We start from the raw sequence: 12,359 nt of genomic DNA on the forward strand, positions 1-12,359 counted from the left end.
AAGTACCATCCGTTCTAACTAACGCAATATAATTAAAGAAATCGTGCTATTTATAATCAAAAAATGCACGTGTTATTTATATCTGAAAATAAAACGCAATAATTGTGCGACTAAGTCAAATAAGCACTTTTTATTTTTTTACAATTCCAGTAGATTGTCACGGCGTCGAAAAAATAGAGAAGCAAAATAATATGAGTGCAGTAAGAGGTGAGTTTAGCTCCCGCTTTGGTTTTATAATGGCTGCGGCAGGATCTGCTGTTGGGCTTGGTAATATTTGGGGTTTCCCGACACAAACAGCAAGTAATGGCGGGGCTGCCTTTTTAGTCGCGTACTTAGTACTGGCCTTCTTTTTAGCCTATCCTGCTTTAATGGCAGAGCTGATGATAGGTCGTCATGGACAAGCTAATGCGGTTTCTTCACTAACTAAATTAACCACTAAACCTTGGCAAAAGCAGTTTGCCTTTGCTGTTGGCTTTGGCGGGATTTTATGTGCTGGCTTTATACTAAGCTTTTATGCGATTGTTGCTGGTTGGATGTTAAGTGCGACTTTAGAGCCGGTTACTACTCTCATAGGCGCAGATGCGGCATCTTCGTGGTTAAGTGAACAGTCACTTACACGTAACATTCTTTTTACTGTGGTATTTATTATTTTAACCGTTGCTATCATTAGCCGCGGTGTTGAAAATGGTATTGAAAAATGGTCAAAACGTTTAATGCCTGCTTTGCTCGGTATTTTGTTTGCCTTAATTGCCTATGTAATGACTCAAGAAGGCGCTGTTGAGGGATTAAAAGCTTACCTAGTCCCTGACTTTTCTTCTATTTTTGATCCCACCTTATTAGTCAGTGCACTAGGACAGGCCTTCTTTTCATTGTCACTGGGCACCAGTGTAATGATTATCTATGGCTCATATATCAGTAAAAAAGAAAACCTCGTCTCTTTGGGGGCTTATGTTACGCTTATTGATGTATTCATCGCATTTGTAGCAGGCTTACTGATTATCCCCGCGATGTATGTTGCACAAGCCCAAGGTGTTGAAATATTCTCGTCAACAACAGGTAAACTACTTTCAGAAGACACCTTAGTATTTCAGGTTTTACCCGCCTTATTTGATGGCATGGGTGGTGTGGGTTTATTTGTTGGTTTTGCTTTTTTTGCATTAATGAGCATTGCCGCTCTAACCTCATCAATTTCAATGCTTGAAGCGCCGGTATCGTACACTGTAGAGCGCTTTGCAATGAAGCGTGTGCAAGCAACATGGTTAATAGGTGCTTTAATTGCCATAGTTAGTATTACCATAGTGTGCAACTTAGGCACGTTATTTGGTTTAGTGATCACCTTAACAACTAAAGTCGCGCAACCTTTATTAGGACTTATGTGTTGTATTTTTGTAGGGTGGATCTGGTACAGGTCGTCATTGCTCAAAGCAATCCAGCAAGGTAACCCTGAAGTACATAACACCTTATTTTGGAAAATATGGCCTTGGTACACTAAGTTTGTATGCCCTATCGCCATTAGCTTAGTATTTTTACATTCTTTACTTAGCTAATAAAACAAAAAAGGCCCACTAATGTGGGCCTTTATTTATTAAGAATTATCTACTGCTTTAAAATCATATCTTGATGGGGTATGCCATCTTCTAAGTACTCCTCCCCAACACACTCAAAACCAAATGAGCGATAAAAATTTAGTAAGTAGGTTTGTGCGCCTATATAAATATCACGAGTAGGCCAATGAGTTCTACAACAGGCAATAGCCTGGCTAACTAATTCTTTGCCTAAACCAGAGCTACGCTGTGATTGAGCAACTAAAACACGCCCTATCGCACTATAATGTGCATCTTTTTCATAACAACGAGCATAGGCATTTACTGTTTGCCTATTGAGTGAATACAAGTGGCGAGTAGCATCTGCAATATCCACATCATCAAGTTCGGGGTAAGGACACGCTTGTTCTACAACAAATACGTCAACACGTTCACGCATTATTGCAAACAGGGTTTGGGAGTCGAGCGCAGAGAATGGCTCACATTTAAACGCCATTTAAACACCTTTTATTATTACAGGGCCTTACTAAAAGGCCCCATAATCTTATTAAGCAAATAATCGCTCTAACTGATCACATAACTGAGATAAGTTAACATGATCATGCTCGATAGTTAAATCGACATAACCGTCACTTCTAAATGCTCTGTCTAACTCAATCAGTACATGCGTTTTATGCGCTTCAGGAATAAACGACAGTTCAATTTCCTTTATACCAAATAAGCTGCGACTATTTGGTTGATATTCAAGCTCTTGATAACACCCAGACACAGATTGAAAAGTAGAAGCACGTAAATGGCCTTGCTCTACATCTGCTTTAACTAAATTAAATCCTAGCTTCTCCATTGCTTGCATACAGGTTTTAACTGCTTCATTCGGATAGATGTGCAAATGGTCTTTATCTGTTGGATCAAGCGCAAGGTCAATATCAAGCCCTGTTTCTAACCACACATAAGACTGGTTATAACCGGCATTAATTTCAGTAATTGGTGTTTCTGAATGCAAACGGGCTTCAAACGGGATAGTTTTAACTTCACCAGGCTCAACAGTACCAATGTCAGTTATGCGCCATTGTTCAATAACATGATTAGTAAAGTAATCACCGTCTTCACTGGCTACTTTAACCCGAGTAACTAACATTAAATCTAAACCCGCAATTTCTTGACTTACATCACCTGCACTAATAACTATTTGTGCATTGAATAGTTGGCCAGGCTGAAGATGCTCGGTTTCTAAAATAGTATCCACCTTGGCGGCACCAATGCCTACCGATGCTAAAATCTTTTTAAACATATTTTCTCCTTAAGCTAAGCAATACACTTGTTTGCTTACACTTAAACTCCTTCGTTATGGCATCTTAACCACATTTAAAAGCGCTTGTCAGCGAAAAACTGCTATTTACATGCTGTTTACCATAAAACTAGCCATTTATGTGTGTTTTTTGTACTTTACAGCCGCCTTTATGCATACATAAAGGTGTTTTAGCAATCAGGTGATAAATACTCACTATCAGCCAATTAGCAGTAGGAAATAAGTAGATAAATTGTCAATAAGCATTGTTTTTCGCTACACTACAATGCCAAGTGCAGTGATACTAATAACTATGGAACTAATTTATTTTGCTACCGCCTTCGTCTGCGGTTTTGGTATATATCAGCTAAAATTACCGCCGCTTATCGGCTTTCTTATGGGCGGATTTATTCTTAATTTAGCGGGTTACAAAAGCACGGAGCTACTCGAAACGATTGCCTCTTTAGGGGTCACACTGCTACTTTTTAGTATTGGCCTCAAACTAAAAATTGCTAACCTTATAAAACCACAAGTGTGGGCTCCTGCCACCATACATATTATTTTAAGTAGCGCATTGTTTAGTGGCTTCATGTTGCTGCTTGGTGTATTCGCACTGCCATTATTTGTCGATTTAAGCTGGCAAAGTGCATTGTTAGTCGGCTTTGCTTTAAGTTTTTCGAGTACGGTATTTGCTGTAAAAGTACTTGAAGAACGCGGTGAAATGGCAAGTTTGCACGGTAAAATCGCCATTGGTATTTTGGTTATGCAAGATATATTTGCAGTCATATTCTTAGCGGTCAGTACAGGTAAAGTACCGAACATTTGGGCTTTAGGGTTAATTGTTGCACTACCTTTGTTTCGCCCAATTATGTACTGGGTTTTAAACCGCTCTAAACACGGTGAGTTACTGCCGCTATTTGGTTTTTTCTTTGCATTGGTAGCTGGGTACAATGCCTTTGAATTCGCAGGATTAAAAGGCGATTTAGGCGCATTGATCATTGGCATGATGTTCGCCCCTCACAAAAAAGCAGGTGAGCTGTCTAAATCACTGCTTAGCCTAAAAGACATACTACTGGTTGGCTTTTTCTTAAGTATTGGTTTAAGTGCAGAGCTTACTGCCCACTCTTTAGTCGTTGCTTTAATTTTAGTATTAATTATCCCTATTAAAACGCTGCTTTACTACATACTAACTAATTTATTTAAACTGCGAGCTCGTACCTCTTTGCTCACCGCATTTAGTTTGGCTAACTTTAGTGAGTTTGGCTTAATTGTTTGTGCCGTTGCTGCATCTAGCGGTATGGTTACCTCTGAATGGCTCGCGGTTATCGCGATTGCCGTATCAATTACATTTGTGATTGCCTCCCCTTTAAATAAACGCTCTAACGAGCTGTACGTTAAAATTGAACGCCTCTTATTGAAGTTTGAAAGCAAGACCCGCTTAGCAGAAGAGCTTCCTGTAAACTTAAATGATACGAAAATAGTGATCTTTGGTATGGGTAGAATTGGCACTGGTGCCTATGAAACAATAAACGCAACTCACCCTGATGTAGTTGCAGGTATTGATATTAAACCTGAGGTGGTCGATAAACATATTAAACGTGGACGCAGAGTATTAATTGCCGATGCCACCGACCCTGATTTTTGGCAGCGCGTTAATCACTCTCATGTGGAAATGGTCATGTTAACTATGCCTAAGCATATGCAAAATATTTTTGCTTTAGAGCAATTACAAGCATCAGGTTATAAAGGGCAAGTAACTGCGATTGCTAACTACCCCGATCAGCAAAAAGAATTAGAAGATATGGGAATAGATTCTACTTATAACTTTTATTTAGAGGCTGGTAGCGGTTTTGCGGAGCATGTAAAGCAAACCTTGTTTCCGTAATCGGGCTTAGATGCAAATAGATTGCATTTACATTCCTTTACATCTGAGTATTTTATTGGTGAAAAAATCAGGTAAAATGTCTGTGTTGGTTGAATAAAGCTAATACCTAAGTTTGTGTTTTATAAAAGACAAATAACGGACCCCTTGCTTTTAAGTGACCAATAAGATTCTCAAATTAGAGGGCCTACTCCCTCTATCAATAGGCTGTTACTTGCCCGTTACAGCCTATTTTATTTCCTTAAAATCCCTTACACTTATCCCATTATTTATAAAAGATGTCAGTAATGGATCCTCAACAACTAAAAATCGCGATTAACACCATTATGCCATTTGGCAAGTATGCGGGACGCCCTTTACTTTTGCTGCCTGAGCCATATTTAGTGTGGTTTAAACAACAAGGCTTTCCTAATAGCAAGCTTGGCTCTCAGCTCGCAATGATGTACGAAGTGAAGCTTAATGGCTTAGAGCAAATGCTGATGCCATTACTAGAAAAAAATAGTAAATAAAATAGAACTTTTCTATAAATGGTCTGTCTATCTATTTGCTACTTGTTGATTTTTTGGTTTTAAACCGCAAAAAAGCGCCTTTATGGCGCTTTTTTATTGTTTGGGATTCAGTTGTCGAGGGTAATAATAAACTTAACCCCACCCAATGGTGAGTCTTCAATCTTACACTGCCCTTTATGCCAGCTAATAATTTTATTTACAATTGCTAGCCCTAATCCAAACCCACCAGTTTTTTTATCACGGCTTTTATCTAAACGGGTAAAAGGTTTAAACACTTTCTCACGTTCAGCATCCGCAATACCTGGGCCATCATCTTCAATCACCAGAAATAACTTTTCGGCGTTGGCAGTTAAACTAATATGTACATTTTGCGTAGCATGTTTCAGTGCATTACTAATTAAATTTTGTAGCACTCGCGACATGAAATGACTATCGCATACGTTTATAAATTGACTCGGTAACGTTGTGGTTAATTTAATAGGGGTATCAAAAGTTACTTTTTCGATATTAGCTTTAATTAATGCGACGATATCACAGGGAACCAATTGCAAGCTTGGTTGCTGTGTATCTAAACGAGCGTATTCCAACATTTCTGATACCAAGGATTCAAGCTCATGAATATCCATTTGCATATCAGATAAATAGTGCTGTGCTTTGCCATCTTGAACTTTATTCTCTAACATTGCGATTGCAAACTTCAAACGGGCTAATGGTGTTCTGAACTCATGTGACACTGATGAGGTTAGTTCTTGTTGAGCACTCAGTAAAAACTCTATCCGTTGCTGCATTACTTTTAATGTATCAGTGATGGGTAAAAAGAATGATTTAGAGCTGTCGCTTAATTGAAAATCTTGCGCCCCACCGACCGCTTCACAGGCTTGACTGAGCTTGGCAAAATCTCGCCATAACAATAAGCTCCATAACCCTATCGGTAAGCTAATAATAAATAAAACTAATAAATAAGGTATCACGGTCCCAGTGTTTTTAGCTTTAACACCCACAGGACCTACTTGTAATAACTGAGAGTTATTTAAAGTGACATACCAAACAATACGTTGCTGCTTATCGTACAAGTAAAGGTAATTATTTTGAGCTAATTGTGTTTGCTGCTCAGGAGGGAGAACCAAATCTTGTTGGGCGATAACTTGGCTATCAAAATTATGCTTTAGCTGCTCAAGACCATCTGGCGTTTGAGAAAGCAGCCATAACGACTGCCCAAATTCATTATCTAACAAAACATGTTGCTCAGATTCATCATACGGCCAAAGCTGCTCTATAACACCACTGGCAATAAACAAAGAAGCAATAATATACACGTAAAGGCTAATAAATAGCTTTCCCATTAACCTAGCCTAATACCTTGCATTAATTACATGTCCCACGCATCTGATACAAATAAATAGCCTTGTCCCCACACTGTCTTAATACGGTATGGTTTATCACTGTTATCACCAAGCTTCTTACGAATTCGAGACACACGTACATCAACGGTTCGATCTAGCCCATCGTACTCACGTCCAATCATATGTTGGTGCACATGTTCTCGGCTGAGCACTTCTCCTGCATTTGAAGCTAATAACCACAGCAATTCAAACTCATGTGAGGTTAATACGATTTCAACACCACTTAGCTTTACAATACGGCTAGTTTTATCTATTGATAAGTCACCAAACTTAAGCTCTTCTATGGCTTTTACGCTAGGCTGTCCACGGCGTAATAATGCACTAATTCGCGCCAATAGTACGCGCGGCTCTGCAGGTTTAATAACGTAATCGTCAGCACCGAGTTCTAAGCCGATAACTTGGTCAAAATCTTCGCCCTTTGCAGTAAGCATTAAAATAGGTAAGGTGTATTTGTCGCGCACTTGACGGCACACACTAAAGCCATCTTTTCCTGGCAGCATCACATCTAGAATGATTAAATCAACATGGTTTTCACTCAGATAAGGAAACACTTCGTCACCGCGTTCTAATACGTCAACTTCTAAGCCATTATGTTCAAGATAGTCTTTGGTTAATTGTTGCAACCCTAAGTCATCTTCAACAAGTAATATCTTTGGCATTTACTGCTCCTAAATTAAAAAAAGCTCCAAGGTGAGCGTAGCCGATGTTTTTTCTTAGCGTATGCAGTTTGCACTTCTACTTGCACACTCGCTAATGACACACCTGTAAGGGGATTAATCAGGGAGTATATGGTCTCCACCTGAACACGCGCTTTATAACTAAATTGCCCTTTTTTTACCCCTTGCCAACATTGCAATTGGGTATCTTGCTGGTATAAACACACATCACTTGGCTCAGACAGTTGCCACTTAAATTTTAACTCAAGATCACAAAATTCTTGTTGTTCGGAAACCACACAGACTTTGGGTGATACGTTAAGTGAAGAGGCTTTTGCAACACTTAGGTTGCTAAAAAATGAAGCTGCAAACACAACCAACATAAAACACTTCATATTAAAATGTATGTTCGAATCCTATAAAGGCGGTCATTGAATAGTCATGTTCAAAGAGCGGACTGCTATCCATTGCTGAATAGTCATAATATGCTAAATGAAAACGAAGTGCGTTGGCTTTACCTACCGGCCAACGGACGTCGATTTTAGCATAAGGTTGCCAGCTACTACCAACTTCTATTTCACCATATAAAGATTCTGTATTGTTTAAGCCATAAAAGTAGTTATTTAGTTGTGCTGATTTGTAGTTTACGCCTAAGGTCGATTTAAGTTCTAACACCTTAAGATCAAAATGGTATTGCCATTGTAGCGAGCCCCTAAAGCTATTATAAACACTGTTTACGTCATGCAATAATTGCGCAGAAAATACCTGTTGTTGTTTTACAAAAACATAACTGACGCCGGCATCCAGCACCACTCGTCTTTTTTGAATATTATTGATATTAATCTGGCGAGGAGATTCAATGTGTTGCGATTCTAATATTTCGTTATTAGCCGTTGCTGTGAGCGGGAATATATTTTGCGGATGCCAGTCAATAAAAAATCGTGATTCTGGGTTAATTTCTGACACAAAGCTAATGTTATGCGTATCACTTTGTATAAAAGAATAGCCTAAACGACCGTTATCAAAAAACCAATTTTGGCCATAATAAGCCACTTGTGGAACCACCACCAAAGGAATGTTGTCTGCACCATGTAAAGGGTTACTGATCACTCCCCCCCCTAAGCTGACACTCATTTTAAGCTCATCAGTAGAGATGTGTTGCTGCGTCTGAGCAATGGCATTAGCGCTAAACAACGCCAATAAAATGCATATTTTTATTCTCAGATGTAACACCATGGGGTTATTCACTAGTTTATAAAGTGGCTTTGACCCTATAGTAGCAAGTAGTATAAGTACAAGCTCTAGAGGGTTACAATCATTAACAAATTTGATACAAACGGAACACGTTTACAAATTAGCGGCTATTTCAACTCGATTTCGACCATGGGTTTTAGCTAAATAAAGTGCTCTATCAGCCTTTTCTACTAATAAACAGCTTTTACTAAAAGGCTCCATTAAAGCAATACCAAAACTTGCTGAGATATTACGTTTATAATCGCTATCTTCTTTTTTACGAATAGTTAATTTAGCAATACTCAAACGCAACTGATTGCAGAATGTCATCGCATCATTAATGCTATCAAAGTAACCTGTAATACAAAATTCTTCACCACCGAAACGATACGCATTATATTGTTCTTGCACACAATTTTGAACTTTCTGAGCGACAAGTTTGAGTACCTCGTCGCCTTTTTGGTGACCAAAATCGTCATTAAAACGCTTGAAGTGATCAATATCGAACATTATTAACACGGCTAACTTAGATTGCTCATCTTGTGAAGATGCATGAACACAAAACTCGACTATGTCAGTATCAAACTTACCGCGATTAAATAACCCCGTTAGTGAATCTTTATCAACCGCTTCTTGAGTCATAGTGAGGGCTTCTCTTAAATCTTTTATCTCATTATATGCTTGCGCTAATTTAGTTTGGAAACCGCGAGCATAATCTTGCATTGCGATTGATTCATCTGTTAGACGTTCAACACAAGATAGAATTTCATTAAATGAGTTAATGCTAGAGAGTGTTTTTAACTCATTTTGTGAGTCAACTAACGAAGTAGTAAAGCTTTTTGAATACTGAATAGAGTCACTCAAGTCAAACTGTACTTGCTCTACCGTACCATGAAATTTTTCAGACATTTGTTGAAAAAACGCTAATTCTTCGTCGTTTATGTATTTATCAAATATTTCCTGTGCATTTTGAGCTGAGCAAGTATTGTGCTGACCGATAACTTTATCAAGCTCTGTATTTAGTTGCGGGTTATCGCCCTGTACATAACAGTACCAAATCGCATAGTTTATTGGCGTTACTGGCATTCTGTACTTCACCATAAGTGGAATGGCTTTTTTTAAACACTGGGCAGAATGAGCAAGTGAGGCAGTATTATCCATAATTGAAACTCTCAGACATCACAACAAAGATGTTAACAAACACATAAATATTAGCGGTTTATATTAACACTTTTTTATCATCCAACAAGCCTATATTATGTTTTCTCCCATATTTTGTGCAATATTCCACAGTGCACTAATAGCAGGATCATTTAATTCTTTATGTAATACCGCTAGGCCAATTTTAAAACCTTGTGGGGGCTCATCTTTGCTATCCAAAATCTGAACTTTATCGTTTAAAGGGCTATTATCGAGAACAATTTTTGGGATCATGGCCACGCCTAAGCCCAAACTCACCATAGATACCATAGCCTCATGCCCAGCGACTTGTGCATAGATTTTTCCTTGAACGTTATTTTTTCGCCACCACTGCTCTAACCTTTGTCGTGAAAACCCTTGTTCAGCAACAATAAATTCAAGCTCAGACCAATCAATAGTCTCGCTGTTATTGATTAGTTTTTCTGTGATCGGACATTGAATAGTGGGCGCAATTAATACCAGTGGCGAGTAACCAATATCTACAAATGCAATTTGTGCAGGTAATTTACTGGGCCTAGCTGCAATAGCCATGGATTCGTGACCGTCTAATACACGATTTATTGCCAGAGCAGGGTCGCCCGTATTTAAGGTGATTTCAATATGCTGATGCTGGGCCCTGAGCTGCTCCAAAATATGATGCAAAAAACTATAAGATGCGGTAACGGAGCAATAAAGACTCACATTGCCATAAATATGTTGTTGCGGTTCGTTTAAATTGGCCTTAAAACGCTGCCAATTACTAAGCGTTGCACTAGCATACTCCTTAAATGCAACGCCTTCGCGAGTAAGCTTGACACTGCGATTATCTCGCTGGAACAACATCACCCCTACTTCATCTTCTAACTGCTTAATATTGCGACTTAAAGTAGGCGCACTTATGTGGCATAACTCACTGGCACGAGAGAAATGAAGCGTTTTTGCCAACGCCAAAAAGTAATTTAAATGCTTATGATCCATAACAACACCGGTATTTCATATTATGAAACACTTTAATTCAAATATATCATTTTACGCAAGAAGAGAATTTTCATATGGTTATCCCAAGCAAAGCAAAAGCATTGCATCTAACAAACTGAATTAATGGGAAACTTATCATGGCAAATTATTTTAATAGCTTACCTTTACGCGAACAATTAGCGCAATTGGCACAATGTGAATTTATGGGCGCAGACGAATTTAACGACGGTGTTGCTGCACTTAAAGGTAAAAAATTGGTAATTGTAGGCTGTGGCGCACAGGGCTTAAATCAAGGTTTAAATTTACGTGATTCTGGTTTAGATGTAGCCTATACACTACGTGATTCAGCAATTGCTGAGCGTCGTCAGTCATTCTTAAATGCATCGGAAAATGGTTTTAAAGTGGGTACATATGAAGAATTAATCCCAACAGCCGATGTAGTACTTAACTTAACGCCTGATAAACAACACACTGCGGTTGTTAATGCCATCATGCCATTAATGAAACATGGCTCAACCCTTGCCTATTCACATGGCTTTAATATTGTTGAAGAGGGCATGCAAGTTCGTGAAGACATTACCGTTATTATGGTTGCACCAAAATGCCCTGGTTCAGAAGTACGTGAAGAGTATAAGCGCGGCTTTGGTGTACCAACACTCATTGCGGTTCACCCCGAGAATGATCCTCAGGGTCATGGTTTGGCACAAGCAAAAGCCTATGCCGCAGGTACGGGTGGTCATCGAGCGGGAGTACTTAAATCATCGTTTATCGCCGAGGTTAAGTCTGACTTGATGGGTGAGCAAACCATTTTATGTGGCATGCTACAAACTGGCTCTATTTTATGTTTTGATAAAATGATTGATAAAGGCCTTGATGCCGGTTATGCCTCAAAGCTAATTCAATATGGCTGGGAAGTGATCACAGAAGCACTTAAGTATGGCGGTGTTACTAATATGCTTGACCGCCTATCAAACCCAGCCAAAGTAAAAGCGTTTGAATTAAGCGAGCAATTAAAAGTAATCATGCGCCCACTGTATAACAAACATCAAGATGACATTATCGATGGCACATTTTCACGAGTCATGATGGAAGATTGGGCAAATGATGACGCTAACCTACTAAAATGGCGTGCTGAAACCGCGGAAACTCATTTTGAGAAAACCCCAGCGGGTGATGTAGAAATTACTGAGCAAGAGTTTTTTGATAACGGCATTTTAATGGTAGCCATGGTTAAAGCAGGCGTAGAGCTGGCGTTTGAAACCATGACTGCAGCCGGTATTATTGCAGAATCTGCCTATTATGAGTCATTGCATGAAACGCCGTTAATTGCTAACACCATTGCACGTAAAAAGCTGTTTGAAATGAATCGTACTATTTCAGATACTGCAGAGTATGGTTGCTACTTATACAACCATGCATGTTTACCGCTACTACAAGAATTTATGCAAGATATTGATACTGATGTTATTGGCAAAGGCTTAAATGAGCAGAGTAATCAAGTAGATAATCAAACCTTGATTCAAATAAATACCGCACTGCGTGAACATCCTGTTGAGAAAGTTGGTGCTAAATTACGTGGCTATATGTCAGCAATGAAAAAAATAGTTTAACCCTATAACCCTAGAACTTTCACTTGTTAGAAACCAAGCCCACTTGCATTTTGCTGTGGGCTTTTTTAATGTAAATT

General features: G+C 38.9%; 12 protein-coding genes. 4 read left to right on the forward strand and 8 right to left on the reverse strand.

The features are described 5' to 3' along the window. The first annotated feature begins 191 nt into the window (after positions 1-191). Positions 192-1,547: a sodium-dependent transporter gene (locus CWB77_RS07385; RefSeq protein WP_010387992.1), complete on the forward strand. Its 1,356-nt coding sequence runs from the start codon at positions 192-194 to the stop codon at positions 1,545-1,547. A gap of 49 nt (positions 1,548-1,596) precedes the next feature. Here CWB77_RS07385 and CWB77_RS07390 read toward each other — a convergent pair whose 3' ends face one another. Further along, complete coding sequence (locus tag CWB77_RS07390; protein ID WP_010387991.1) at positions 1,597-2,040, reverse strand: GNAT family N-acetyltransferase; 444 nt, start codon at positions 2,038-2,040, stop codon at positions 1,597-1,599. Positions 2,041-2,091: 51 nt separating this feature from the next. Beyond that, complete coding sequence (locus CWB77_RS07395; protein ID WP_138622126.1) at positions 2,092-2,835, reverse strand: sporulation protein; 744 nt, start codon at positions 2,833-2,835, stop codon at positions 2,092-2,094. Positions 2,836-3,145: 310 nt separating this feature from the next. On the opposite strand from CWB77_RS07395, the gene CWB77_RS07400 reads away from it, so the two are divergent. Both CWB77_RS07400 and CWB77_RS07405 read left to right on the forward strand, forming a co-directional pair. Next, positions 3,146-4,717 (forward strand): cation:proton antiporter domain-containing protein, encoded by a 1,572-nt coding sequence (locus CWB77_RS07400; RefSeq protein ID WP_138622128.1) that lies wholly within the window; start codon positions 3,146-3,148, stop codon positions 4,715-4,717. Positions 4,718-5,001: 284 nt separating this feature from the next. Beyond that, a complete protein-coding gene (locus CWB77_RS07405) occupies positions 5,002-5,223 on the forward strand; it encodes a DUF3820 family protein (RefSeq protein ID WP_138622130.1) in 222 nt (73 codons plus the stop codon). A 107-nt stretch (positions 5,224-5,330) separates the two neighbouring features. On the opposite strand, the gene CWB77_RS07410 is transcribed toward CWB77_RS07405, so the two are convergent. The 6 genes from CWB77_RS07410 to ilvY form a co-directional block, all read right to left on the reverse strand. Next, a complete protein-coding gene (locus tag CWB77_RS07410) occupies positions 5,331-6,566 on the reverse strand; it encodes an ATP-binding protein (protein WP_138622132.1) in 1,236 nt (411 codons plus the stop codon). A gap of 26 nt (positions 6,567-6,592) precedes the next feature. Next, positions 6,593-7,285: a response regulator gene (locus CWB77_RS07415; protein ID WP_010387984.1), complete on the reverse strand. Its 693-nt coding sequence runs from the start codon at positions 7,283-7,285 to the stop codon at positions 6,593-6,595. Positions 7,286-7,299: 14 nt separating this feature from the next. Further along, a complete protein-coding gene (locus tag CWB77_RS07420; RefSeq protein WP_010387982.1) occupies positions 7,300-7,665 on the reverse strand; it encodes a DUF3019 domain-containing protein in 366 nt (121 codons plus the stop codon). A gap of 13 nt (positions 7,666-7,678) precedes the next feature. Next, positions 7,679-8,518, reverse strand: coding sequence for a MipA/OmpV family protein (locus tag CWB77_RS07425; protein ID WP_171043258.1), 840 nt, complete (start codon positions 8,516-8,518; stop codon positions 7,679-7,681). Positions 8,519-8,629: 111 nt separating this feature from the next. Continuing rightward, the gene (locus CWB77_RS07430; RefSeq protein ID WP_138622134.1) at positions 8,630-9,676 is read right to left on the reverse strand and encodes a GGDEF domain-containing protein; all 1,047 of its coding nucleotides are present in this window, start codon (positions 9,674-9,676) and stop codon (positions 8,630-8,632) included. 90 nt (positions 9,677-9,766) lie between these two features. Next, positions 9,767-10,672 (reverse strand): HTH-type transcriptional activator IlvY, encoded by a 906-nt coding sequence (gene ilvY / locus CWB77_RS07435; protein ID WP_075169662.1) that lies wholly within the window; start codon positions 10,670-10,672, stop codon positions 9,767-9,769. A gap of 137 nt (positions 10,673-10,809) precedes the next feature. Here ilvY and ilvC point away from each other — a divergent pair, with 137 nt between their 5' ends. Next, positions 10,810-12,282 (forward strand): ketol-acid reductoisomerase, encoded by a 1,473-nt coding sequence (gene ilvC, locus CWB77_RS07440; protein ID WP_010387978.1) that lies wholly within the window; start codon positions 10,810-10,812, stop codon positions 12,280-12,282. The last annotated feature ends 77 nt before the right edge of the window (positions 12,283-12,359 follow it).

The sequence above is a fragment of the Pseudoalteromonas sp. S1610 genome, assembly GCF_005887465.1.
Lineage (GTDB): Bacteria > Pseudomonadota > Gammaproteobacteria > Enterobacterales > Alteromonadaceae > Pseudoalteromonas > Pseudoalteromonas undina.